This window comes from Natronococcus sp. (genome assembly GCF_047921035.1).
GTDB lineage: Archaea > Halobacteriota > Halobacteria > Halobacteriales > Natrialbaceae > Natronococcus.
In genome coordinates this window covers 1-23,931 of the sequence record NZ_JBLRWX010000053.1, presented here as the reverse complement: position 1 = coordinate 23,931, position 23,931 = coordinate 1, and the positions used below count along the sequence as shown (strand labels likewise).

At 65.0% G+C, this 23,931-nt stretch carries 26 protein-coding genes, 1 tRNA gene and 2 pseudogenes; 10 read left to right on the top strand and 19 right to left on the bottom strand.

Annotation, left to right across the window (positions count from 1 at the left end; genetic code table 11):
• Both ACNA7R_RS11980 and argF read left to right on the top strand, forming a co-directional pair.
• On the top strand, positions 1 to 915 hold a 915-nt coding region (locus tag ACNA7R_RS11980), incomplete at its 5' end, for a [LysW]-lysine hydrolase (protein ID WP_416283795.1).
• Positions 915 to 1,826, top strand: coding sequence for an ornithine carbamoyltransferase (argF, locus tag ACNA7R_RS11975; protein WP_416283794.1), 912 nt, complete (start codon positions 915 to 917; stop codon positions 1,824 to 1,826). The genes ACNA7R_RS11980 and argF, both read left to right, overlap by 1 nt.
• Positions 1,827 to 2,103: 277 nt before the next feature.
• Here argF and ACNA7R_RS11970 read toward each other — a convergent pair.
• The 3 genes and pseudogenes from ACNA7R_RS11970 to ACNA7R_RS11960 form a co-directional block, all read right to left on the bottom strand.
• Positions 2,104 to 2,340 (bottom strand): annotated as a pseudogene (locus ACNA7R_RS11970) (DUF3368 domain-containing protein); the annotation flags it as partial.
• A gap of 12 nt (positions 2,341 to 2,352) precedes the next feature.
• On the bottom strand, positions 2,353 to 2,562 hold the full coding sequence (locus ACNA7R_RS11965) for a hypothetical protein (protein ID WP_416283796.1): 210 nt from the start codon (positions 2,560 to 2,562) through the stop codon (positions 2,353 to 2,355).
• Positions 2,534 to 3,004, bottom strand: a complete 471-nt coding sequence (locus tag ACNA7R_RS11960) for a histidine kinase (RefSeq protein WP_416283793.1) — start codon at positions 3,002 to 3,004, stop codon at positions 2,534 to 2,536. The genes ACNA7R_RS11965 and ACNA7R_RS11960 overlap by 29 nt, the downstream gene beginning before the upstream one ends.
• 130 nt (positions 3,005 to 3,134) lie before the next feature.
• Between ACNA7R_RS11960 and ACNA7R_RS11955 the strand changes: the two genes are divergently transcribed.
• The 4 genes from ACNA7R_RS11955 to ACNA7R_RS11940 all read left to right on the top strand — a co-directional run bounded on the left by ACNA7R_RS11955 (position 3,135) and on the right by ACNA7R_RS11940 (position 6,156).
• Positions 3,135 to 3,371 (top strand): hypothetical protein, encoded by a 237-nt coding sequence (locus tag ACNA7R_RS11955; RefSeq protein WP_416283792.1) that lies wholly within the window; start codon positions 3,135 to 3,137, stop codon positions 3,369 to 3,371.
• Positions 3,372 to 3,405: 34 nt separating this feature from the next.
• Positions 3,406 to 3,783, top strand: a complete 378-nt coding sequence (locus ACNA7R_RS11950; RefSeq protein ID WP_416283791.1) for a helix-turn-helix domain-containing protein — start codon at positions 3,406 to 3,408, stop codon at positions 3,781 to 3,783.
• Between the two features lie 71 nt (positions 3,784 to 3,854).
• Positions 3,855 to 5,132 (top strand): threonine synthase, encoded by a 1,278-nt coding sequence (gene thrC / locus ACNA7R_RS11945; protein WP_416283790.1) that lies wholly within the window; start codon positions 3,855 to 3,857, stop codon positions 5,130 to 5,132.
• A gap of 133 nt (positions 5,133 to 5,265) precedes the next feature.
• A complete protein-coding gene (locus tag ACNA7R_RS11940; RefSeq protein ID WP_416283789.1) occupies positions 5,266 to 6,156 on the top strand; it encodes a transcription initiation factor IIB in 891 nt (296 codons plus the stop codon).
• A gap of 10 nt (positions 6,157 to 6,166) precedes the next feature.
• On the opposite strand, the gene ACNA7R_RS11935 is transcribed toward ACNA7R_RS11940, so the two are convergent.
• Positions 6,167 to 10,381, bottom strand: a complete 4,215-nt coding sequence (locus ACNA7R_RS11935) for an LAGLIDADG family homing endonuclease (RefSeq protein ID WP_416283788.1) — start codon at positions 10,379 to 10,381, stop codon at positions 6,167 to 6,169.
• A gap of 87 nt (positions 10,382 to 10,468) precedes the next feature.
• Complete coding sequence (locus tag ACNA7R_RS11930) at positions 10,469 to 11,164, bottom strand: DUF502 domain-containing protein (RefSeq protein WP_416283787.1); 696 nt, start codon at positions 11,162 to 11,164, stop codon at positions 10,469 to 10,471.
• Positions 11,165 to 11,282: 118 nt separating this feature from the next.
• Here ACNA7R_RS11930 and ACNA7R_RS11925 point away from each other — a divergent pair, with 118 nt between their 5' ends.
• Positions 11,283 to 11,534 carry a hypothetical protein gene (locus ACNA7R_RS11925; protein WP_416283786.1) on the top strand — a complete coding sequence of 84 codons (252 nt, stop codon included), beginning with the start codon at positions 11,283 to 11,285 and terminating at the stop codon, positions 11,532 to 11,534.
• Positions 11,535 to 11,678: 144 nt separating this feature from the next.
• On the opposite strand, the gene ACNA7R_RS11920 is transcribed toward ACNA7R_RS11925, so the two are convergent.
• The gene (locus tag ACNA7R_RS11920) at positions 11,679 to 11,873 is read right to left on the bottom strand and encodes a cold-shock protein (protein ID WP_005554594.1); all 195 of its coding nucleotides are present in this window, start codon (positions 11,871 to 11,873) and stop codon (positions 11,679 to 11,681) included.
• Positions 11,874 to 12,174: 301 nt separating this feature from the next.
• Here ACNA7R_RS11920 and ACNA7R_RS11915 point away from each other — a divergent pair, with 301 nt between their 5' ends.
• On the top strand, positions 12,175 to 12,333 hold the full coding sequence (locus ACNA7R_RS11915) for a hypothetical protein (protein ID WP_416283785.1): 159 nt from the start codon (positions 12,175 to 12,177) through the stop codon (positions 12,331 to 12,333).
• A gap of 47 nt (positions 12,334 to 12,380) precedes the next feature.
• Here the strand turns inward: ACNA7R_RS11915 and ACNA7R_RS11910 are convergent, their stop codons facing one another.
• From ACNA7R_RS11910 to ACNA7R_RS11900, 3 genes are all read right to left on the bottom strand, one after another.
• Positions 12,381 to 13,709, bottom strand: a complete 1,329-nt coding sequence (locus tag ACNA7R_RS11910) for an RNA-guided endonuclease InsQ/TnpB family protein (protein ID WP_416283784.1) — start codon at positions 13,707 to 13,709, stop codon at positions 12,381 to 12,383.
• Positions 13,706 to 14,137: an IS200/IS605 family transposase gene (gene tnpA / locus ACNA7R_RS11905; protein WP_416283783.1), complete on the bottom strand. Its 432-nt coding sequence runs from the start codon at positions 14,135 to 14,137 to the stop codon at positions 13,706 to 13,708. Before tnpA ends, ACNA7R_RS11910 begins: the two co-directional genes overlap by 4 nt.
• A 199-nt stretch (positions 14,138 to 14,336) precedes the next feature.
• Positions 14,337 to 14,409 (bottom strand) — tRNA-Pro (locus tag ACNA7R_RS11900).
• 83 nt (positions 14,410 to 14,492) lie between these two features.
• Here ACNA7R_RS11900 and ACNA7R_RS11895 point away from each other — a divergent pair.
• Positions 14,493 to 14,750 (top strand): pro-sigmaK processing inhibitor BofA family protein, encoded by a 258-nt coding sequence (locus ACNA7R_RS11895; protein WP_416283782.1) that lies wholly within the window; start codon positions 14,493 to 14,495, stop codon positions 14,748 to 14,750.
• A 40-nt stretch (positions 14,751 to 14,790) separates the two neighbouring features.
• On the opposite strand, the gene ACNA7R_RS11890 is transcribed toward ACNA7R_RS11895, so the two are convergent.
• The 8 genes and pseudogenes from ACNA7R_RS11890 to ACNA7R_RS11855 all read right to left on the bottom strand — a co-directional run bounded on the left by ACNA7R_RS11890 (position 14,791) and on the right by ACNA7R_RS11855 (position 21,676).
• Positions 14,791 to 16,857 carry a DEAD/DEAH box helicase gene (locus ACNA7R_RS11890; RefSeq protein ID WP_416283781.1) on the bottom strand — a complete coding sequence of 689 codons (2,067 nt, stop codon included), beginning with the start codon at positions 16,855 to 16,857 and terminating at the stop codon, positions 14,791 to 14,793.
• 416 nt (positions 16,858 to 17,273) lie between these two features.
• Entirely contained in the window at positions 17,274 to 18,050 is a 777-nt protein-coding gene (locus tag ACNA7R_RS11885; RefSeq protein WP_416283780.1) for an ATP-binding cassette domain-containing protein, read from the bottom strand.
• A 16-nt stretch (positions 18,051 to 18,066) separates the two neighbouring features.
• Positions 18,067 to 18,318: pseudogene (locus tag ACNA7R_RS11880) on the bottom strand (iron chelate uptake ABC transporter family permease subunit); the annotation flags it as partial.
• A 39-nt stretch (positions 18,319 to 18,357) separates the two neighbouring features.
• A complete protein-coding gene (locus ACNA7R_RS11875) occupies positions 18,358 to 19,875 on the bottom strand; it encodes an NAD(P)H-dependent oxidoreductase (protein WP_416283779.1) in 1,518 nt (505 codons plus the stop codon).
• A gap of 48 nt (positions 19,876 to 19,923) precedes the next feature.
• Positions 19,924 to 20,289 (bottom strand): cupin domain-containing protein, encoded by a 366-nt coding sequence (locus tag ACNA7R_RS11870; RefSeq protein ID WP_416283778.1) that lies wholly within the window; start codon positions 20,287 to 20,289, stop codon positions 19,924 to 19,926.
• Positions 20,290 to 20,411: 122 nt separating this feature from the next.
• Positions 20,412 to 20,606, bottom strand: coding sequence for a cold-shock protein (locus tag ACNA7R_RS11865; protein ID WP_005554588.1), 195 nt, complete (start codon positions 20,604 to 20,606; stop codon positions 20,412 to 20,414).
• Between the two features lie 111 nt (positions 20,607 to 20,717).
• Positions 20,718 to 20,939 carry a hypothetical protein gene (locus ACNA7R_RS11860; protein ID WP_416283777.1) on the bottom strand — a complete coding sequence of 74 codons (222 nt, stop codon included), beginning with the start codon at positions 20,937 to 20,939 and terminating at the stop codon, positions 20,718 to 20,720.
• Between the two features lie 38 nt (positions 20,940 to 20,977).
• Positions 20,978 to 21,676: a carbonic anhydrase gene (locus ACNA7R_RS11855; protein ID WP_416283776.1), complete on the bottom strand. Its 699-nt coding sequence runs from the start codon at positions 21,674 to 21,676 to the stop codon at positions 20,978 to 20,980.
• A gap of 117 nt (positions 21,677 to 21,793) precedes the next feature.
• Between ACNA7R_RS11855 and ACNA7R_RS11850 the strand changes: the two genes are divergently transcribed.
• Positions 21,794 to 22,810, top strand: coding sequence for an NADP-dependent oxidoreductase (locus ACNA7R_RS11850; RefSeq protein WP_416283775.1), 1,017 nt, complete (start codon positions 21,794 to 21,796; stop codon positions 22,808 to 22,810).
• Positions 22,811 to 22,841: 31 nt separating this feature from the next.
• Here the strand turns inward: ACNA7R_RS11850 and ACNA7R_RS11845 are convergent, their stop codons facing one another.
• Entirely contained in the window at positions 22,842 to 23,639 is a 798-nt protein-coding gene (locus ACNA7R_RS11845) for an ABC transporter permease (RefSeq protein WP_416283774.1), read from the bottom strand.
• The coding region (locus tag ACNA7R_RS11840) for a DUF4162 domain-containing protein (RefSeq protein ID WP_416283773.1) at positions 23,639 to 23,931 on the bottom strand (293 nt) is incomplete at its 5' end. The genes ACNA7R_RS11845 and ACNA7R_RS11840, both read right to left, overlap by 1 nt.

The window sequence follows — 23,931 nt, the reverse complement described above, 5'->3', positions numbered from 1 at the left end:
GCGGTTCTGCTGACCTCCCACGTCGACACCGTTCCCGGCGAAATCCCGGTCGAGGTTCGACCGGCAGACGTCGAGGACGTCGACGACGAGGTCGCCGAGGAGGAAGGCGAGGACGTCCTCTGGGGTCGGGGCAGCGTCGACGCCACCGGCCCGCTGGCCGCGATGGCCGTCGCCGCCGTCCGAACGGGCGTCTCCTTCGTCGGGGTCGTCGGCGAGGAAACCAACTCCCGGGGCGCCCGCCACCTGGTGGTCGACCGCGAGGAGCCCGACGCCGTCGTCAACGGCGAACCGAGCGGTACGACCGGGATCACGCTGGGGTACCGGGGTTTTCTCTCCGGCACCTACGTCGCGACCAGCGAGTCGGGCCACACCTCCCGTCCCGAACCGAACGCGATCCAACACGCCACCGAGTGGTGGACCAACGTCGAGGCCGCCTTCGAAGACGACGAGTACACGCCCGTCTTCGAACGGGTTACGGCGAAACCGGTCGACATCGACGGCGGGATCAGCGAGGACGGCCTCTCGGTCGAGGCGACCCTGCAGGCACAGCTGCGGATCCCCCCGTCGCTCGACGCCGAATCGGTCCGCGAGACCGCCGAGGCCGAACTCGAGATCGGGACCGTCTCCTGGGCCGAGCCGATCCCACCCGTAATGGAGAGTCCCCGGACCGGGGTCGCCCGCGCGTTCCGTGCGGCGATCCGCAAGGAGGGCTGTGATCCGCGGCTGCTTCGGAAGACCGGCACCAGCGACATGAACCTCTACGCCGGTGCGTGGGGCTGTCCGATGGTGACCTACGGGCCGGGCAACTCGGATCTGGACCACGCGCCCGACGAACGCCTCTCGCTCGCCGAGTTCGACCGCTCGGTCGAAGTGCTGACGCGAGTCGCGACGACCCTTCGCGGAGGCGACGACTGATGGCCGAACCGCGCCACTTCCTCGAGATCGACGACCTCTCCACGGAGGAGCTGTCGACGGTGCTCGACCGCGCCGAGGCGTACAAATGCGCCGAGGCGAACGGCGAGGACCACGCCGACCTCGAGGGCCAGACGTTAGGCATGATCTTCCAGAAGCCGAGCACGCGAACCCGCGTCTCCTTCGAGACGGGGATGACCCAGCTCGGCGGCCACGCGGTCTTTCTTGGCGCCGACGACATCCAGCTGGGCCGCGGCGAGCCACTCAAGGATACCTCCCGGACGCTGTCGCGCTACGTCGACGTCGTGATGGCTCGGCTGTTCAAACACGACAACGTCGAGGTGCTCGCGAAGTACTCCTCGGTGCCGATCGTCAACGGGCTCACCGACGACGCCCACCCCTGTCAGACGCTCGCGGATCTGCTGACGATCCGCGAGGAGACGGGCGGGCTCGACGGTGTTTCCGCGGCGTGGGTCGGCGACGGCAACAACGTCGCCCAGTCGTTCGTCATCGGCGCCGCGCTGACCGACGTCGACCTGACCGTCGCGACGCCCGAGGGGTACGGGATCGACGATGCCGTCCTCGAGCGCGCTCGCGACCTTGGCGGCGATCCGACGACGACGACCGACCCCGTCGATGCGGTCGCGGACGCCGACGTCGTCTACACCGACGTCTGGACCAGCATGGGCCAGGAGGACGAGTACGACGTCCGGATGGACGCCTTCGAGGGCTTTCAGGTCAACGCGGAGCTGCTCGAGGGCGCCCCCGACGCCTCCGTGATGCACTGTCTGCCGGCCCACCGCGGCGAGGAGATCACCGACGACGTCATCGAGAGCGAGCGCTCGATCGTCTTCGACCAGGCCGAAAACCGGCTGCACGCCCAGAAGGCGCTGTTGAGCTGGCTGCTCGAGTGATCGGCCGAACGCTCACTTCATTCGCGTTCGCGTTTTTTGATCGATGTTTGATCCTGAACCTCATTTGGTCGAACCGTTATCTGTAGATGCAAACTGCTCGCTTCGCTCGCAGTTTCTACTGGGCGAACGGCCGTCCGAGACGCGCGACAGCGCGTCTCTCTGCGGGACGACGATCGAACCGCGAGCGAAGCGAGCGGTGAGTGAGTCGTCTGTACGTACCGATCGTCGGAACCTACTCGCGACGGGACCGTTCGACCGACAGCTACGCTCGGCGCGGTTACCGTTCCGGTTCGTCCTCGAGCGACTCCAGTTTTCGCACGATGCGGGCGTACAGATCCGGCGCACAGTGCCAGCCGTCGTCGATCATCGAGTCGATCGTCTCACGCGCGTCCACGACGGAAACGCAGCCGCGCTTGGCACACAGGAGGACGAGATACGCCGCTCCCCTCGTCTCGACCCCTTCGACCTCAGCGCCGGTTCGCCCGGCGGCCTCGTCCATAACGGGGGTCGCGTCGAACACCCACATTCACAGCTCCTCGAGGTCGTCGTCGAGATGGTTGCCGGAGACCCACGTGACGTCGCGTTCTTTCGCGAGGCGGGTGAACTCCCAGACGGACATTCCGGCGTGCTCGGCGGCCTTCGTGACCGTCACGTCGCCGGCGGCGAGTTGGTCGAGGGCCTGCTGTCGTCGCCACTCGTCGAGCCGGTTACCGCTCGAGGAACGCGTATGCCGCACCCAGGACGACGCCGTAGACGGCGTGACCCATGAGGCTTCCGACGTCGACGTTCGGGAACGGCGGCGCCATCGGGAAGCCGACGGCCGAGAGCCAGATCGGCATGACGACGACGGCCAGAGCCGCCCAGACGACGATTCCGTAGCCGAGTCCCAGCAGGGTCGTCCGCACGATACCGCGGTGGGACTGGCCCGCGACCGCGAGCACGGCGGCGAAGACGACGCCGAGCACCGCGCCGTGGGAGACGTGAACGATCCAGCCGGCGAGCCCGCCCTCGAGGCCGTACATCGCCGGGATCCCCATCTCGAGCATCGCGGGCATCTGCATTGCCATCATTGCGCCGAAGGCGATCGCGCCGACGATCCCGCCGACGACGCCGGCCTGCCAGGACTCGAGTGCGGCCCCGGTTCGTTCGACAGTTCGTGTTCGTACTTTAGATGCCATATGATACCGGTAGACTCGAGAGTGCGTAGCGATATCGCGGTCTGGCACCGGCGATGCACGGGCGTCGAACCGACCGTCAGGACGGGCGGGACGCGAAGGTTCTTTGGCCGCGCTCGCGCAGTTCGTACCGATGACCGACCCGCTTCGTATCGCCGCAGGTGACCTCGAGGCCGACGCGATCCGGAACGGACGTCGGGTCGTCGTCACGGTAACGACTCTGGGCGACGAACACGAGATCACGCTCCGGTACGACGGGTCGGTGTACTACTGCGATACGCCGACGCGGCTGCATCGCCACGAGAGCGAACGCGAGATGCGCACCTGCATCATGAACATGGGATACGGTGCGTCGCCGTCCGAAGAGTGAGCGGTTCTTTTACGCACGAGGTCGTAGGTGACGTATGGCGACCGATCCCGAACACCGCCTCGGCGAGCTGATGGAATCGTCGAACCCGACGTTTGGGACGGTGATGAGCTGCGTCTTCGGGATCGAGCCCCACGAGACGCGGACCTACCTCGCGCTCGTCGATCGACCCGGGAGTACGGTCGACGAACTCGAGGGGCCACTCGAGTGCGATCGGAGCACGATCAACCGCGCGATGGCGACGCTGTACGAACGCGGACTGGTTCGCCGTAACCGTCGACTTCTGGACGGGGGCGGCTACGTCTACCAGTACACCGCCGTCGCGCTTCCGGAGGTCAAGGCGATGCTCCACGAGGCCCTCGATACCTGGACGGCGACGGTCCACGACGTTATCGACGACTTCGACGGCGAGTGATCGTCGCCCGAACGGTGGCAGCGCTCACGCCAATCAGCCCACTTTTCTCCGTCGCCTCCCACGTTCCGGTAATGAGTCTCAACCTCTCCGCCGAGACGCCCGCCGTCCCCGACGACGCGACCGACGGCGCCTGGCTCGAGTGTATCGACTGCGGTGAGACGTTCGCACCCTTCGCGGACGTCCGCTACACCTGCGACGGCTGCGACGGCCTGCTCGAGGTCCGCTACGCCGACCTCCCGACGTTCGACGACTTCGAGGGCCGTGGGGTCTGGCGCTACGCCGACGCCCTGCCGCTCGAGTCGGGCGTCACGACCCAGGAGGGTGCGACGCCGCTGTACGAGGTGCCACGGCTCGAGGACGAGATCGGGCTCGAGGCGCTGCGGATCAAACACGAGGGGATGAATCCCACCGGGAGCTTCAAGGACCGCGGGATGACCGTCGGCGTCGCCGTCGCGAGGGAACTCGGCGTCGACCGACTCGCCTGCGCCTCGACGGGCAACACCAGCGCCGCGCTGGCGGCCTACGGCTCCCGAGGCGGGATGGAGACGCTCGTGCTCCTGCCGGCGGGGAAGGTCGCCGCGGGCAAGGTCGCTCAGGCGAGCCTCCACGGCGCCCGCATCCTCGAGGTCGACGGCAACTTCGACGCCTGCCTCGACATCGTCCAGGAACTCGCAGCGGAGGGAGAGGCCTACCTGCTGAACTCGCTGAACCCGTTCCGACTCGAGGGCCAGAAGACGATCGGCCTCGAGATCCTCGAGGCGTTCCGCGACGATTACGGGGCGTTCCCCGATCGAATCGTCCTCCCGGTCGGCAACGCGGGCAACACCGCGGCGCTATACAAGGCGTTCCGGGAGCTCCTCCAGGCCGGCGCGATCGACCGCGGGGACGTGCCCAAACTCACCGGCGTCCAGGCTGCGGGCGCGGCTCCGATGGTCGAGGCGGTCGAGAACGGTGCGGACGAGGTTCGGCGCTGGGACGACGTCGAGACCCGCGCGACGGCGATCCGGATCGGGAATCCGGTCAACGCCCCGAAGGCCCTGCCCGGGATCCGCGAGACCGGCGGGACGGCGATCGCCGTCTCCGACGAGGAGATCACCGACGCCCAGCGCGCGCTCGCGGGCGAAGGAATCGGCGTCGAGCCCGCCTCCGCGGCCTCCGTCGCCGGCCTGCGGAAACTCCGCGCGGAGGAGATCGTCACCGAGGACGAGCGAGTCGCCTGTCTCACGACCGGCCATCTGCTCAAAGATCCCGACGCGGCCGCCGCCGCCGGCGCCGATCCCGAACCGGTTCCCGCTACGACCGACGGCGTGCTCGAGCACCTCGCGGGCGAGCGTCTGTCGGAGCGGTAACCCCGGCGAGTCACCCCTGTCCGACGATCGATCGGCTCGAACGAACCAGATTAATTCCAGAAATTTCTAGAGGATATCTTATATTTTAAGTACCAGGGGGAGGCATTGGTTTCATAGCTGGTGAATATTACCGATGGCTGTAGACGATTCGAACGGGTGCTGTTCCGAGTGCGGCGGACGACTGCGGACGACGGAAACCGAGCAGATCTGTGAAGAGTGCGGTCTCGTCTCGGGAGAGGACGCGATCGATCGCGGACCCGAGTGGCGAACGTTCGACGACGGCCCCGACCGACGCCGAACCGGAGCACCGCTGACGCGGTCGCGACACGACCGCGGACTCTCCACCGAGATCGGCTACGGAACCGGCTCCCGGTCTCGTTTGACCGGCCGCAAACGGCGCCAGATCGCCCGACTCCGTCGAGAGCACAACCGAGCCCGCATCTCGACGAAAGCGGATCGAAATCAGGTGTACGGATTCACCGAGATCAAACGGGTCAACGCGTTGCTCTCGCTTCCCGACTCCGTGAGGGAGCAGGCCTGTTCGCTCTTCGAGTCGGCCCAGTCCGAAGGACTGCTCCAGGGCCGCTCGATCGAAGGGTTTGCGGCGGCCGCGATCTACGCCACCTGTCGAACGAACTCCTTCGCCCGAACGATCGACGAGATCGTCGACGTCGCTCGCGCCGATGACGGGGAACTGAAGGCCGCCTACGGCGCGTTGAACCGCAATCTCGAGCTTCCAACGGGACCGATCGATCCGACGCAGTACCTGCCGCGGTTCGCCTCGAAACTCGGCCTCGAGACGCCCGTCGAGAACCGGGCCCGGGAACACGTGACGACGTTGCTCGAGGACGGTGCCATCGGCGGTCGGAACCCCAGCGGCGTCGCTGCGGCCTGTCTGTATAAGGCTGCTGCCGAGTGCGAGGAGTGGCCCTCGGTGACTCAGGTCGACGCGGCCGACGTCGCCGACGTCTCACCCGCGACGATCCGGTCGACGGCCGTCGTGCTCGACGAACGGAAGCAGTAGTCGCGGTCGGCTACGTCGTTCGGAGCGTGTCGGTACTCGGCTCGTAGACCTCGCCTTTCTGTTTGAGCTTGTCGATCTCGTGTTCGGCCTTGGACTCGTCCATCCCGATCTCGTCGGCCCGCTCGAGGACGATGTCGACCGGGGCGCCCTCGTCATACTCCTCCTCGATGTCGCTGATCAGCCCCTTGATGTTCTTGATCCGGTCTCGCTGTGACTTCGAGGTGCCGGCCTCGACGATGTCCGCGTCGAACTCGCCGGTCTCGGGATCGACGCCGATATCCTGCAGGCACGAGCGAACGATCTCGACGACCCGCTCGGCGTCGCGCTGTTCGACGGTATCCGAGAGGCGAACCCGGGCGCTGGCCTCCGAGAGCCGCACCAGTGCCTCGAGCTTTCGGGCCGTGACCGGAACCGGGGCGTCCTCGTCGGTCCCCTTCGCTCGGAGATCGACGTAGAAGTCCCGGATCGTTTTCCGGGCCTCCTCGGTCATCCGCGGGTGGCAGTTCTGCTTCGCATAGGCGATGTACTTCCGGAGGAGTTCGGCGTCGATGACGGGATCGACCTGCTCGGTCATCTCCTCGATCTCCTCCTCGCTGACCTCGAGGCTGGTCATCTCCTCGCGCTGGGTCGTCAGTTCCCCAGCGTAGTTGGTCGTCAGGATGTGCTCGGCGAGGTTCTTGTCCTTCTCCTCGTCGGGCTGGTCCGTAACGGTGAAGATCAGGTCGAACCGCGAGATCAGGGCCGGCTCGAGGTCGATCTGCTCGCCGATCGGCTCGTACTGGTCGAACCGGCCGTACTTGGGATTCGCGGCGCCCAGCAGCGAACAGCGAGACTTGAGCGTGGCGTTGATGCCGGCCTTCGAGACCGAGATCCGCTGTTGCTCGAGGGCCTCGTGCATGGCCGAGCGGTCCTCCGATCGCATCTTGTCGAGCTCGTCGACTGCCGCGATCCCCTGGTCGGCAAGAACGAGCGCACCGGCCTCGAGGGTCCACTGCTGGCCGTCGCCGAAGTCGTCGCGAACCGCCGCAGCCGTGTTGTGGGTGACGACGCCGTTCGCGATGAAATTATGCGTCTCCGGAACAGTGAGGTCGAACACTTCTTTCTCGCCGGTATCGACTGCGGCGACGACCTCGTCCCAGCACAAGTCGGCCTCGACTGCCTCCTCGACGATCGGTTCGGCGTCTCCGAGATCGACTTCTTCGAGCATCCGTCGACCCCGTCCGCGGCCGGGATTGTCGCCACGGTTGAGATTCATGTAGTACTCCCCACCAGCAGCATCGACGGTTGCGAGTGCGTTTCCGACCGGAATCTTCTCCCCCCGGCGTGTGGCGTCTCCGACGATTTCCTCGAGCGCGGCTCGTTTTGCCGGGTAGCCGAATCCGATCGCGTCCGCGTACCGATCGATGTTGCGACCGTAACACTCCAGGTGATACTGGACGTGATTCGATTCGATCTCGTAGCCGTTCTCGAGGACGGACACACCGCGACGGTCGCGCTCGCGAACGCGGGATCGAACGCCGTAGGTTTCGAGCATCAGCTGTACCTGTTCGGCGAACTCCTGGCTGATCGTCGAAAAGTGGATGCTCGAGCCCCCGTCCGCTCGAGACGAAACGGACCCATCAGCGTCCATCAGTCCGCAGAGGAACGCATCGGCGTGCTCGGCGGTCGTCAGTCCGGGATCGAGTTTCAGCTCCTCCTTTGGCGTCTCCATCCCAGCGTTGGAGAACAGTCGCGCGACGGTGGCGCTGTGAACGCGGATACACGGAACGCGGTCGTCCTGATACTCGATTTCGGGCCGCTTGTCGAACGTATCGTCGACGATCTCGATCGCCCGTTCGAGAATCGTTTCGTCGCCGTTAGAAATTCGAACGAGGCCGCGGTTTCCGTCGCGGCGCGAGAGCCTGATATCACCGTCTCCGAAGACGAGACCGAGCAGATAACAGAGATCCTCGTCGAACTCGTCGGGAACACGGACGCTGTTCCCGTGACGAAGCATCGCGCGTTCGACCGAGAGCTGGTCCAACTCGAGGTCGATCGCACTGAGGACTCGCTCGAGTTTTCCCATGGGAATGTGCCGGTTCCGAATCGTATCGTAGACGAAGTCCTCCGAAAGATCGAGTTCCGACGCTGCGTCACGGAGCGTTCCGAACGCTTTACAGAGCTGACGACGGACCTGAACGATCGACTCGTCGGCGAGTTTCAGCTTCTCGTTCGTGAACTCGAGGTAGTCCTCGATCGGCGGCGTCGAGCGGTCGATCTCGTCGTACTTCGGCACCGCGACGTAGTCGCCGGCTTCGACGTTCGATATCTGCGTCCATTCGAGTCCATCGTCGCCACAGGTTAACACTGGCGTGTTCTGCGACGCCTCGAGTTCCTTTCCTCGTGCCGTCTCGATCCGCTGACACTCCTTCGGCGGCATTCGCCAGACGTGTGACGTCGATCGCGTCTCGAGGGCTCCCGAGTCCCGATCGAACGTGTAGAGGTCGATTTCGTCTTCGACTGCGGTTTCGGTGTCGACCGGATCGGGGAGCCGAGCAGTGGCGACGTCCTCGACCTGACGGAATCCGTCTTCGGTATGGATCAGCGTATCTCCCGTGACACAGAGGCCAGCCGATGACGAACCCTTCCCGGAGGTGTAGACGGAGCGAGGGGCGATGTTCTGGATGTAGCCCAGCATCTGGGAGTTGTGGGAGATGATCCCGTTCGAAACGTAGTTGTGAGTCCCCTCTATCTCGAGATCGTACACCCAGTCGTAGTCGGGATCGACCGTCTCAATAGAGTTGATCTGATCAGCTACAGCGCCCGTAGACGCGACTGTCCCTCCGTCAGCGAGGACCGGCGCTTCGTTCGCCGTCGACTGATCCACTGCGTTCGTACTGCTGGTCGTCACGGCGATCGAATCTTCGACTGAGAGGTCGTCGGCACGGACCGCTCGATAGCCGTCAACAACACCGACGAACAACGGATGCGACGGCGTCACCTCGAGCTCGTGCCCGCTCGAGGTCCGAATCCGATACATCTGATCGGGTGCCTCACGCTTCCAGACCTTCGTCGCCCGCTGTGGGGCGATCGAACCGTCGTCCTGCAGCGACGGCACCTCGAGATCGATCTCGTCGTACCAGCCGTCGTCGATCGGTTTCGGGTCCTCGAGATTCGACTCGACGATGTCGCGAATCGGAACCGCTCGTCCGTCCGCGAGGGTGACCTTCGTGTTTCCGCGGACGCACTTCCCGGTACCCGGATCCCCGATAAGGAGCATGTGCAGGTCGCCCCGAATGCGGGAGCCGTCGGGCAACTGCTTGGTCACGCCCGAGAACAGCTGGAGGATCATCGCGAGTTTTTCCTGCTCGTAGCCGTAGATCGAGGGCGCGATCGAGCCGACCATCTGCTCGTAGATGTCCTTGCTCGAGGAGAGCCGGACGATCTCCGCTTTGTCCTCCTCGGTGATGTCCATGTCCTCGAACTGCTCCTCGTCGATGTCGACGGACATCCCTTCCATGTAGAAGTCGAAGACGGGGGACTTGTCCTGGCCGTCGCCCTGTTGCTCGAGGCGGAGCACGCCGGTCGCGGAGACGTGATCGCCGGGGGTTACCTCGCCGGTGATGTCGTCCTCGACGTGGACGTCCAGCGACTGGGGCGTTTCTCCGCCGCGCAGACCCTCGGGACTCTCCTGGATGCGGAGCTTCTGGGAGTCGACGAACTCCGACTGGTCGAAGTTCACGCGGAAGGGGCCCTGGCGTTCACAGCCCTGACACTCGTGGGGCTCCTGAAAGTCGCCGCTGGACTGGGGGACTCGCGTGAGGGTGCCACAGAGCTGGCACTCGAAGGCGGCCTCCTCGATCTTCGGGCGGACGTCGGTCGCCTTGCGGACGATCCCTCGGGCCTGCACGAGGGAGTTCATATCGCGGGCGCGGATGTCTCGGATCTCGGGTGACTCGGTTTCGGGGAGGTTTCGAACCCGGACGTGGGCCTGCCCGAGGCTGACGTCGATCGGGAGGTCGTACAGCCGCAGGGCCTCCTCGGCGTAGCGCTGGAGCTGTTCGGGCTGGGCGAGGAGGTCGTCGGCTAAGTTCGGATCGTACCGGTAGAGGTCCTGCCAGTCGACGTGGAGCGATCGCTGCTCGTTGGGGTACCGCTGCGCAAGCTGCTTGATCTCGTTGTCGTAGTAGTTGCGGAAGAACTGCTCGAAGGAGTCGACGAGTTCAGAATTTCCCGCTTGCGCCATTGCACTCTCGTAGGGTCGCCATCGTGTATAAATGGTCGCAAAGCGCAGCGAAACTGATCGCGAGCGGAGACTCGTTCGGCCGTGACCTCACCCTCGGGTCGATCCGAACGGCGTGTTATCGACCGCCCGTTCGTCCGCATCGTCGGCCGTCTCCGCGCCGAGTTCGTCGACGGAGACGCCGAGGGTCGCGATCGATCGGACGGCTTCCTCGACGGTGATGTCGACGTCGTAGACGTTCTCGATCGGGACGTGCATCACGTAGCCGTTCGTCGTCGGGTTCGGACCCAGCGGGACCATGATCGTCATCATCTCCCTGCCGCCGACGGTTTCCTCGATCTTCGGCGGCGTATCGGCCGTCAGAAAGCCAAACATGTACGCGTCGTCGTGCGGGAACTCGACGAGTTTGACCTCCTTGAACTGGTCCGTCTCGTCGTCGACCAGAATGTCGCTCGCTCGTCGGACGCTCTCGTAGAGGGTGCTCACGCCGGGAATCGTCTCCATCGTCGCGTGAACGCGCTTCGAGAGGTGTTTCCCCGGAGTGTGCTCGGCGACGAACCCGATCACTAGGAAGAACCCGACCAGCGACGCCAGCGTCGTCAGCTGGATCACGACCCGGGGCGGGTCGTTCGGCCAAACGTACTGCACGCCGGCGACGATCGGCGAGAGGATGCCGAGCACGAAGTCGACAACGACGAGCAACACGAGCACTGTCACGACGAGCGGGATCGTCAGGATGATACCGTTGACGAGCCAGCGCTTCGGTCGTTCGGAGACCGCTACCATACGATCCGTTTCGGACGGTCGTTAGAAACTGTTCGGGTTGCACGCGTCTGCGACTTCCTTCTTTGGTCCCGACTCCGACCGTAGATGTGCTTTTGTCCGCTGGGAGCGTACCGTCCGCATGACTCCACGATCGGCATCGCGTTCGGAAACCACCCATCAACGGGCGGTGATCAGCCGCCTCGAGGCGACCACGAAGCGGCTCGAGGCGGTCGAGGACCGGCAGCGCCAGCTCGAGCGGACGATCGCGGCGCTGGCCCGGGAAGCCGGACTCTCGGTCGGCTGTCCCTGTACCCACTGTGGTCGAAGCTACACGCTCGTGAAATCCGGCGTCGTCTCCTGTCCGGAGTGTGGGTACAGACAGACCCTGTAGCGGGGTTCGACTCGAGGTGGCTGGCGAGGGCGGCGTGACCGCATCGTTGCCACTACTCGGTTTGAAATACGTCGATCGGAGATCGCCGTCCGACCGGTGTAGAAATCGGTATGGTCGCCGTTCGGCGACCGGATACCAGTTTAGTTACTCGCGAACGACGTTCGTCGCGCGGGGACCCTTGGGGGCCTGCTCGATGTCGAACTCGATCTCCGTACCCTCGGTCAGGTCCTCGCCGCCGACGTCTTCCATGTGGAAGAACACGTCCTCGTCAGCATCCTCAGTCTCGATGAAACCGTAACCGCCTGTGTCGTTGAAGAAGTCAACCGTACCGTTTGCCATTACATGCAAAGAGTGTCCCGGCCCACGGATAAGGGTTGGCATTTGTATTTCTAATCCTGGGTACCGTAGACGAATGTCTATTAAATTTGGGAATGGGAGGAATACGTGTATGGAAGGTCGGCTGTGCGTGGGGAAAGCGCCCGACTCGTCGCCTCTGACCGATACGAGCGGAGAACCCACAGTTCTCCTCCCGAACCGTAGCGGACCTCGAACGAATCGCTCGGCCGGAGACGGACTTGTTCGCCCTGTCGCGACTCCGTTTCAGCGATCCCTTTTTGCTTCGTTGTGACGTACCACTCTCATGACCTCCCGATCGCCGGTGTTCTGTCAGGTGTACAACGAGACGATCAGTCCCGAGCACTCCCTCGAGCACCACCTGGTCTACGAACACAAACCCCGCGAGCTCGCCAGTCGACTTGCCTCCGAGTGGGAGGCCGAGGAACTCGGCGCCGAAGATTGACATCCTCCCCGCGCTAAAGCGCGAGGATTCCTCCGTTGGGGGTTCGGCTACCGACCCACGGAGGCAACTTGCGGGTTCGTGCGCACTTCTTTGGGACTTTCGTGAGGGTGTGGTTTCCCCGACCACTCGTGGTCGTCCCACTCGAATCGCACGGGCCGTGCCATCGGCCTGACTTCGCAATCGCTGTTTTCTCGAAGGAACGTCTCTGACGCTGTGAGGTCGGCGTGCCCCTCGAATCCACACGGACACGACAGTGTATCCTCGTGGCGAACCGTCTCCTCGTGGTCGCCACACTCGGGACACGTCTGACTCGTCCATGCTTCCGACTCGGCCTCGAGGGAGATACCGTATTCCTCACAGACGCACGCGAGACGGTGGATGAACTTCTTGAACGCCCAAAAGTTGTGCATCTTCTCGTTCACCCTGACCGACCAGTGCGTTTCCAGCACGTCGGTCAAATCGCCCACGTACACCGTCGCTACACCCTCGTCGTACAGCCGTTCAACGAGGTCGCGCACCAGCGCGTTCTGTGCGTGGTCACGGCGCTTCGTCCGCTGTCGGTACAGCCGTCGAATCCGCTTGGAACTGTAGCGTCCCTCTCGGAGTCGTCCGGAAGACGAAGTTTTCCGTGATTCCGAGAGACTGCGTCTCTCGGGCAATTTCGACTGGAGGCGGGCGATTTCGTCGGTTGTCTCGCGGAACCGTCCGAACAACCCCCGCCCGTCGTAGAGGTACTGGTTCCCAGTGGTCGTGGAACAGGCGACGAGATTGTTTGCGCCAACGTCGAGGGCGGCTTCTTCGGAAGCCAGTGGTGAATCCAGTCGAGAATCAGGTACGGTGACTGGTTGGAAAGCCCTGAACGTGTCGCTCACCTCGTCATACTCAAGTTCCAGACGACCCTGTTTGCCGTCCCACTTCGGGTTGCCTCGGACTTCGAGGCGGAGGCGTTCGTGGTAGCCGAGTCCGTATTCGTCTTTCAGTTCTTGCCCGACAGGGATTTCGAGACGGCTACGCTTGCCCCACCGAATCGTGTACTGGTTGCATCGGATGTAGGTACGGAGTTCTCGTCCGTCCTCCTCGTTGCCCCAGTACGACGGCGGGTTGGCGTACTCGCCTTTCTCCTTGAGGGCGAAGAATGACCGCCACGCTTCGCTGTTCTTGCGCGTGACCTGTTGAACGGTCGCGCTTCCGACGACGCCGTTGTAGCGCCCTCGGTACTCGGAGGTGTCCCACACGTCGCCGTCACCGAAGTAGTTCTGACGGCGTTCGTAGGTCAGTTCGTTCCACAGGGAGGCAGAGGCGTCAAGTAGCCGTAGAAGGCACTCTTTGTCGTTCTCGGTTTGTGGAACCACCTCAAAGGTGTTGACGCGCTTCATGCGTCCTCACCCTCTTGTTCAGCGATGTAGCGTTCGACAGCGCCTTTCGATGCGCTCCCTGCCGTACCGACGTAGTACGAACGAGTCCACTTCACGCGGTCGTCGTAGCGTTGGTTATACTTCCGCGCCGAGATGCCCTTGACCCAGTTGACGATGAGTGACGGGGCGTTCTTGGGCGGACTCCCGATGAACAGGTGTACGTGGTCGGGCATGACGTCTGATTCGGCCAGTTCGAGGTCTTTGTCCTCACAGATTTCCGCGAAGATGGTTTCGAGACGTTTCTTCGTCTTCCCCGTCAGGTGCGAACGCCGATACTGAGCGGAACCCTGTTCCGCGAGGTCAGCGGGATCTTCGATTCCGCCAGATTTCGGCACGAACACTATGTGGTAGTAGAGTTCGTATTTCGCGTGACGGGTACTCTTCACCATCTATGTATACTATCATGGTCAGATGTCTTAAAATTGCGTTGGAACCCCGTCTATGCCAGCGACGGCGGTTGAATACTGTTGGTCGGCTTCATCTCCGCCCTGAAGGGCGAGGCTTTCGCCTCGAATTTTCCGTAACGACATCGTTTGACCGGGCTCTCTCAGAGTCCCGCTGCTCGCGGAGTAACTCGCAGCAGTAAGATGGGATCGCCCGGATTTGAACCGGGGTCACGGGCACCCAAGGCCCGAAGTATACCAAGCTAACCCACGATCCCGTATCACCCTTTCCGGGCGGACCGCATAAAGGGTTTCGTTCCGTACCGAACGGTTTTCCCCGCTTCGCTCGCTACCCTCGAGTATGGTTACAGGACTCGAAATTCTCTTGCTGGTACTCGTCCTCGCTGCCGTCCTCGGCGCCACGACGATCATCCAGACCGTTCGTCCCTTCATCGTCAACGCGGTCGTCGGTCTGCTCGTACTGTTTCTGGCTCAGGCCGTCTTCGGCGTCTCGGTCGCGATCACGCCGATCGCGCTCCTGATCGTCGCCATCGGCGGGCTTCCGGGATCGCTGCTTGTGCTGCTACTGTCGCTGTTTGGCATCGCCTTCGTCCCCTAACAACTCGGCTCGATTCGTTCGCTGTCTCCGTTTTCTCGCCCTAAAGGTCCTCGTCCCGAAGCTCGATATCGGCGATCAGGTCGTACGGATGGGCTTCCTTCCGAATGCCGTCGACCAGCGCGAACGCCTCGCCGGGCGAGAGGAAGTGCTGAGTGACAACCTGTCCGAGCGGGGTCGGCTCGAAGCCGTCGATGAAGCCGTACTCGAGGAGCTTTCCGACGGCGTGTTTGGTCGGCACCTCGCCGAGCATCCGGTCGTTGAGACCCTTGGCGGCCTTGCCGCCGACCACGATGTTCGCCAGCGTCTCCTCGACGGCGGCGTCCTCGTCGTAGTGGGTCATCACCGACTCCATCTCCCCTTTCAGCAGCTTGAACGCGACCTCGTCCTCGGTCATCTCCATCGAGCCGTGGTACGAACAGTCGGGTTCGACCAGCACGTACACCTTCCCCTCGTCGTGGTAGTCCGGACGACCCGCGCGGCCGAGCATCTGGTGGAACTCCTGGACCGAGAGCCACTCGATCCCCATCGCCAGCGAGTCGAAGATCACCTGCGAGGCGGGGAAGTCGACGCCGGCAGCGAGGGCGGCGGTCGTCACCACGGCCGACAGCTCCTGCTCGCCGAACTGGCGTTCGACCTGCTTGCGGCGCCCGTAGTCGAGCCCGGCGTGGTACGGTGCGGCGGAGTACTCGAGTTTGCGGGAGATCTCGTGACACCGTCTGCGGGAGTTCGTGAAGATGATCGTCTGTCCGCGATACCCCTTCGAGGACTCGGTGTCGAACTCCCGCTTGACGAGCTTGTTCTCGATGCGGACCTTCTCCTGGCCGTCGGCGAAGGTGACGTGGCGCTCGATCGGCACCGGTCGCTCCTCGAACTCGATGAGTGTCGACTCGAGGACCTCGGCGAGCTGTTCGGTGTTACCGACGGTCGCCGAGAGGTAGATCCACTGGGCGCCGCCGTACTCCTCGCGGCGCTTCGCGCGCTGCTCGCAGGTGTACTTGAGCCGCGAGATCAGGCCGTCGAGTCGGTGGCCCCGTTCCTCTTCTTTGAGGGTGTGGACCTCGTCGATGACGACGGTGCCGATGTCGCCGAGCTCCTTCCCGGTCCGCAGGGCGTGGTCGATCCCCTCGTAGGTGCCGACAATGACGTCGGCGCTGGGGTCGAACCGGTTGCCGTCGTCGGTGATCCGGCTCGCCCCCACCCGAAGCGAGACGTCGACGAGGTGGCCGTACTCCTCCTCGAAGTCCTCGTGTTTCTGGTTCGCGAGCGCGACGAGGGGAACGAGAAAGAGCATCTTCCCCTTGCCGTTGAGCACGCGGTTGAGGCCGGCCATCTCGCCGACGAGCGTCTTCCCGGTCGCGGTCGCGGAGACGACGAGCTGGTCCTCCCCGTCGAAGAGGCCGTTCTCGGCGGAGAGACTCTGGACCGGGAGCAGGGTCTCGAAGCGGTCCTCGAGCAGCCCCTGGAGACCGGGATGCAGGTTCAGCGAGTCGGTCCGGACGGGGTCGACCTCGTCGGTCGTCGCCGAGATGGTGTCGAACTGGGTGAGGTCGGGATCGAGCTGGCCCTGCAGCAGGTTGACGATCCGCTGGAGGTCTTGGACCTCGAGCATCAGCTCCTCGAGTCGTTCCTTCGCGGCGCCGGTGACCGCCCCGCCGCCGGAGAAGGAGAGCTGGCGCTCGAGCTCCTGACGGGCGCAGTCCCGGCAGATCCAGTCGGTGTCGTCCTTGACCGCGGTGTCGGTCGTGACTGGCGAGTACCGTCCCGCGGCGGCGCAGTAGCGACAGGTCCGGACGGCTTTGACCTTGTCCTCGAGCTGGTAGCCGGCGAACATCTCGGTGAGCTCGCGACGCTTCTCGGACGGAGTCTGCTCGGAGATCCGGATCCGCTTCGCTCGGCGGGCGAGCTCGACGAACTCGTCGGGCTGTCGGGGCTCCTCGCTCGAGCCGTCCTTCAGCCGGAACTTCGACGGGCGGGGCCCTGCGGAGGTCTCGGAGAGTCCGAGTTTCGCCCGGAACAGCCGCTTGCCGTCCCGCTGGACGACGACGAGGTAGTCGCCGCCCGTCTCGTGACAAAAGATCGTTTCGACGTCCTGAACCTGCTGCGACACGCGATAGTGTAGTCGGCTGGCGTACTTGAGCGGTTCGGACTCGTTATGTGTCGTGTGCTACCGTGGTTCCGCCTCGAGCGTGTGCGACAGTCCCTCGACGCGCCCGTCACGTTTCGCACCGACTGCGTTCGGTGTCTACGCATTTTTTCGGCTGCATTCGCGGGGCAAACGACATCCGCGAATACCCTGGCAGCCCTCGTACGCTCGCCCTGCCAATCCGCCGGAAGACGCTTTTGCTCGCTGCGCTCGCAGCCTGCGACTTCCGAGCCTCGGCTCGCTTCGCTCGCCGAGACGCCAGGCACCGCACCTACCCGACTCCGTCTCTCCGCGCGGCCGGCGGTCTGCCGGCCGCACTCCGACAGCCGCTAGTGCGGTCGATCATCACGTAGCTGCTCGAGGGTGAAACGACGGCCGCCTCACTCCTCGAGTGGCCGGTGGGGAACGATCGTCGGCCCCTCCTCGCCGTAGCCGACCGTCGCGACGACGTCCAGCACGCGCAGCTGGTGGTGCAAGTCGAGGTAGGTCGTCGGCTCGTCGAGCAGGAGGACGTCCGTCTCCTGTGCGAGGATCATCGCGACCCAGACGAGCTGTTTCTGGCCGCCGCTCAGGTTGTCGACGGACTCCTCCCTGAGGTGGTCGATCCCCGTCAGCGAGATGGCGCGCTCGACGGCCGCCCGGTCCTCGGCGCCGACCGAATCGAAGAAGTCCCGGTGGGGGTACCGACCGTAGTAGATCAGCTCCTCGACGGCGATCCCGCCGGGAGACTCGTTCTCCTGGGAGAGCAGCCCGACCCGCCGGGCGAAGGCCTTCGTCCCGAGGGACTCGACGTCGGTTCCGTCGAGGTAGACGCCGCCGGCGTCGGGCTCGAGCTGCCGGGCGAGGGCCTTGAGCAGCGTCGACTTGCCGCTGCCGTTCGGACCGACCAGGGCCGTCACCTCGCCCGCCGGCAGGTCGATCCGGTCGACCTCGGCGACTGGCTCCTCGGTCGCCGGATAGCTCAGCTCGAGTTCCTCGCCGACGAAGCTGCTCGGTTCGTTCGGTTCGCTCGAGCCGGCGTCGTCGGCGCCGTCGACGCGCTCGGCGCGACTCCGGGACCCGATATCGGCGTCGTTCGCGGCGTCCGTCTCGTCGCGGCCCGTCGTCGCGGGCTCGCTCCGCAGGAACCGTTCGAGCCGCGGGAGGTATCCGATCATAGTTTTCCGAGGTGTTCTGTTTCCGCATGAGATACAGGAAGTACGGGCCGCCGATCAGCCCCGTGAGGATGCCGACGGGCAGCTGGTTCGGACTGTCGAACAGGAACTGCATGCCCAGGCGGGCGCCGACGTCGGCGACGGCCAACAGCGCCGGCCCGACGAACAGGCAGCCGATCAGCAGCCGCTTGTAGTCGCTTCCGACGATCGTCCGGACCACGTGCGGGACGATGAGGCCGACGAACCCGACGATTCCGGCGACCGCGATCGAGGTGCCGGTCGGACGCCCCGCTCGATATCGCCGTTCGACTCAGTAGAGACCGACCAGCGGAACGACGCCGAACCAGGTGATGTAGCTCAGCGAGGCCATCATCAGGAGGTCGATTCGCTGGGCGCCCGCCTCGGGGTCGAGCCGACTGTGGAGCAGCCAGACGATACCGAGCGCGTGGACGGCGCCGAGGTAGATTGCGGGCCCGTACCCCGGAACCAGATCCAGGAACTGCCAGAGCACGCCCGTCAGGGCGGCGAGGACGGCCGTCGTCGCGGCGACGACTGCGGCCCCGCCGACGCCGAACCGGGCTGCGACCGTCCGTTTCCCGGCGAATCGATCGGCGGCGACGTCGGGCACGCCGGCCAGCGTGATCGAGGGCAGCACCGACAGCAGGAAGGGAAGTCCCAGCAGCCACGGGAGCGGATCGCGCCACGAGCCCCCGAGGACGACGAACCCGAGCACCAAGACGCCGATACTGTGGGTAACGGCGACGTTCAGTTCCCCGAGCGTGCGGTAGGCGAGTTTCAGCGGCGGGAGCGTGTACCCGAGCGCCAGCACCGCGAGGGTTCCCATCGTCGCCGCGGTCGCCGCCGTCGATCCCGCTCCCGCGAGGAGCGTGGCCCCGCCGAACGCGGCCGTCGCCGCCAGAAAGGCGGCGATCCCGGCCCGGAGCTGCCCGAACGACAGCTCGCCGTCGACCAGCACCCGAGAGCCCCCGGTGAACGGTCCGGCGAAGGTGTTGTTCCGATCGCTCTCGTAGTCCGCGTACTCGTTGCTCAACACCGTCGCGGCCTCGAGAAAGAACAGAAAACCGAGCCCGAGCCAGTACGCGCCCACCGAGAAGGCGTCCGAGCCGGCCGCCGCCAGCGCCCCGATCGTGTAGGCGATCCAGGCCATCGGGTAGAACTGCAGGCGCAGCGCCTTCAGCCAGCTCGTCGCCGTGCGTTTCGTCCGCCCCAGCCGCGAGCGCGGCCCGGTCTCGAGGTTTCGACCCAGTTCCCGCACCTCCTCGAGCCAGCCCTCGCGCTCCTCGAGGTCGGAGCCCTCGATCGGACCCAAGTTCGTCACCCGCGTCGTCTCGACGCCCGCGTAGCCGAGCGTCGCGCGCTTGAGGGCGTGGTTCCCGGGCTGGCGGAGGAGCCAGCGGTAGATCCGCGGGGGGACGTCCATCGTGACGATCAGCTCGGCGGTCTTGTCGTCGAGCAACTCTTCCTTGCCCGCGCCCTCGCCATCCTCGTAGAAGGAGAAGGCGAAGCCGGGCCGAAAGAGGCGGTCGAAGAACCCCTTGAGCCGGGCGGGCATCGTCCCCCACCAGTTCGGGTAGACGAAGACGAGGTGGTCGGCCCACTCGAGGTCGCGCTCGGCCTCCCGAAGATCGGGCTCGAGGGGCTGATCGCTCGGACACTCCGTGTGGACGTCGGGATCGAACTCGAGGTCCGCGACGGCGAGTTCGCGCACGTCGATGTCGGCCTCGCGAGCACCCCTGCAGTAGGCGTCGGCCAGTGCGCCACAGAAGCTATCCGTCCGGGGGTGACCCAGTACGAGGAGGACGTTCACGACTGTTCGGCCGGTTCGACCGTCGGGAGTATATAACCGGGCGGTCGATCACTCGAGCAGTTCGATCTCGTCGTCGCCGTTGGGCACCGCACAGAGGAAGGCGCCGGGCTCGTCGCCCTCGTTGCGGTACCAGTGGACGGTGCCGGCGGGGATCAACAGCGAGTCGCCGGGCCCGACCTCGTACTCCTCGTCTTCGATTCCGACCGTGTACTCGCCCTCGAGGACGTACTGCTCGTGTTCGACCTCGTTCGTGTGTTCGGGAACCTCGGCGCCGACCTCGAGGACGAATCGACGAATCGCGAAGTTCGGCGCCCCGTGGCTCTCGTCGATCAGGATGCCCTTCTCGAGGCCGTCGGCGGCATCGACCGATTCGTACTCGACGTCGTCACCGTTGCGGATCAGTGGCTCGGTCATACCCGTCGGTGAGCGACGAACTCACTAAACGCTGTCCTGTTTCGGCCCGGCGGTCGCCAGCACCGCCGCTCAAAAGTGTGAAAATACTGCAGTCAAGAGCCGATACCGTTACGAATTCCGCCTTACAGGCGCTCGACGTTCGTCGCGCGCGGGCCCTTGGGGGCCTGCTCGATGTCGAACTCGAGCTCCTGACCTTCTTCCAGGTCCGGGCCGCCGATGTCTTCCATGTGGAAGAACACGTCGTCGTCCGCGTCCTCAGTCTCGATGAATCCGTAGCCGCCAGTGTCGTTGAAGAAATCAACGGTTCCTTTCGCCATTGCTTTTGAGCAGAGGCGCGGGGAACGGATAAACCCTTTGACTCCGCGCAAGTACGAAATTCAGGCCCTCGGAACCCGCTACTGGAACTATTACCGATAAACCGTGGTACTCTATCGCAGACTGTCGCCGCCCTCGAGCCGGTGGACCGTAATCGAGACGAAGTAGACGAGCATGAACAGGAGAAAGCCGACGACGAGTCCCATCAGTTCCCGCGCGCCGATGCCGCCCGGGTTGAGGACCGCGAGAACGGCGAGACCGACGACGAACACGAGGGTCGTAAACGCGCCGATCGCGTAGTAGAAGCCGGTGTCCGACTCGAGCAGTGTCCGCATACCCGTTCGTTACGGGGAGAGCGAGAAAACGATACCGATCAGTACAGCAGACTCCGCGTCGCTCCCTCGTACTCGCCGGGGATCCGATCCGCAATCACCTCGGGTCGCGTCTCGCCGTCGAGGTTGACCAGGGACGCGCGGCCGTGCTCGTCGCCGTAAACGCCCTGGAAGTCGTAGACGAAGCCGTAGACGGCGACGTCGTCGGGGACGTCCGCCGACTCCCGCAGGAACTGCGCCTGGTGGTCGACGTTGTATTCGACGAGCTGGTTGATCACCCGCTTTTCGTCGCCGTCGGCGTCGACGAGGTCGCTCTCGAGGCCCTCCTCGACGACCGGGACGAGCAGGTCGACCCATTTGTCGACCCCGCGCGGACCGGGTCGGTCGCCGCCGGTGGCGACCTGGTAGGCGGCCGTGACCGCGCCACAGCCGGTGTGACCGACGACCGCTGCCGCCTCGGTCCCCGCGTGGTGAATGGGGTACAGCATACCCCCGTCGACGATCCGTTCGCCGTCGTCGTCGTCCCACACCTGGTTGCCGATGTTGCTCGGGGTGAAGACGGCTCCGGGATGATCGACGCTCCACATCCGCTCCTGTGGCACCCGCGAGTCCGAACAGCACACCGAGACGACGTCCGGGTGTTGGCCCGTCTGGACGTCCTCGAAGTAGTCGTCGGACAGTTCCTCGACGTGGTTCGCGTTGCCGGCGAGCAGCTCCGCCAGTACGTCGTCCGCGCTCATACGATGACACGCACGGACCGCGCTCAAAACGGTTGCTCTTCCGGTCGAATTCGCACACCGGCTCGAGCCGGGTTCCGGGAGCCGAATACTGACCTTCCCTCGGACCGTCGCCGACGTATGGCAGAAACCAGACAGTGGCGGCTGGCGAGTCGTCCGTCCGGCGAACCGACCCGCGAGAACTTCGAGCTCGTCACCGTCGCCCGACCCGCACCCGAATCGGGCGAGGTGCTCGTTCGAACGCTCTACCAGTCGGTCGATCCCTACATGCGCGGGCGGATGCGCGACGCCGAGTCCTACGCGGAGCCGTGGGACGTCGGCGACCCCATGCGAGCGGGGGTCGTCGGCGAGGTCATCGAATCGAACTACGAGGGGCTCGAGCCGGGCGATATCGTGGCGGGCGAACTGCTGTGGGCCGAACACGCGGTCGCCGACGGGAACGACCTCCGTCAGGTCGACCCCGACCACGGGCCGATCTCGACGGCGCTGGGCGTCCTCGGGATGCCCGGCGTGACGGCGTACTTCGGAACGACGGACGTCGCCGAGCCGAAACCGGGCGACACGGTCGTCGTCTCGGCCGCGGCCGGCGCGGTCGGCTCGGTCGTCGGACAGCTCGCCCAACTGAGCGGCGCCCGCGTCGTCGGAACGGCCGGCAGCGACGAGAAGACGGCGTGGCTCACCGACGAGCTGGGCTTCGACGCCGCGATCAACTACGAGACGACCGACGACCTGCCCGGCGCGGTGGCCGAGGCCTGTCCGGACGGCGTCGACGTCTACTTCGACAACGTCGGCGGCCCCATCACCGACGCCGTCTGGCCGCTGCTGAACGTCCGCTCGCGGGTCGCCGTCTGCGGGCAGATCGCGCTGTACAACGCGACGGAGATCCCGACCGGGCCCCGAAAGCTCGGCAAACTCATCGAGTCCCGCGCCCGCGTGGAGGGGCTTCTCGTCTACGACTACGAGAACCGCTGGGGCGAGGCGCTCGAGCGACTTTCGCGCTTTATCGCCGACGACGAGCTTCGCTACCGCGAGGACGTCGTCGAGGGGTTCGAGAACGCGCCCGACGCCTTCATGGGGCTGTTCGAGGGCGAGAACATCGGCAAGCAGCTGGTGCGGGTCGCCGAGTACGACGGCTAACGGCGAGCGCCGGTCGGCGGTCGGTCGTCGTTCAGTCGGTCAGGCCGTACCCGGTCTTGAACAGGTAGACGTCGACCGCTATCACTGCGACAGTGAGCAGCGTGAGCACGCCAAGCGAGGCGTACGGCGCGAACTCGGCGTAGCTCGCTGGCGCGATCTCGAGCATGTCGGAGTAGCCCAACAGTCCGTACCGGACGCTGTCGACCATGTAGACCATCGGATTCAGCAGGGAGACGGTCTGCCAGGTCGACGGCAGCATCGTCAGCGAGTAGAAGACGGCCCCGAAGAAGACCAGCGGCCGCAGGATGAACTGGTTCATCACGGTGAGGTCGTCGAAGTCCCGCGCGACGAGCCCACCGATGATCCCGAAGCCGGCAAAGAGCGCGGCGATGACGATCATCGTCGCCACCAGGAACAGGCCGTTCTCGATCGAGATCGGGACGAACAGCCGGCCGATGACGGCGATGATGACGCCGACGATCAGCCCCCGCACCGCGCTCGCGCCGACGTAGGCGACGACCATCTCGACGTAGGAAAGCGGCGAGGTCAGCGTCTCGTGGATGTACTCGTTCCAGCGGCCGTGGAAGATCGAGAACGAGGCGTTCTCGAAGGCGTTCGAGATCGTGCCGAGGACGACCAGCCCGGGAACGAGAAAGAGGATGTAGCCGATCCCTGCCACGGGTTCGTCGATCCGGCCGCCGAGAATGATCCCGAAGACGGCGAAGTAGAGCACGTTCGTGATCGCCGGCGGCATGAACGTGTTCTTGGGACGACGGATAAATCGGAGGAGCTCGCGCCGAAAGAGCGCCCGGAAGCCGACCGACAGCATCAGGCGATCCCCTCCTGTTCGCGTGCCGGCGTCCCTTCGTCTTCGCCTTCGCTCTCTCCCTCGACGGCTCTGCCGTCTGCCGCCCCCTCGTTCGTCGGCGCGTCGGACCGTGTCGTCGTTCGGTCGTCCTGTCTCGTCAGGTCGACGAAGATCTCCTCGAGCGACGTGCGGGTGATCTCGAGGTCGACGATCTCGTGGCCCGCAGCCTCGAGTTCGTTGAGCAGCCGGGGTGCAGTCGGGCCGCCGTCGTCGACCCGGACCTCGAGTCGGTCGTCCTCGAGGGTCGCCTCGT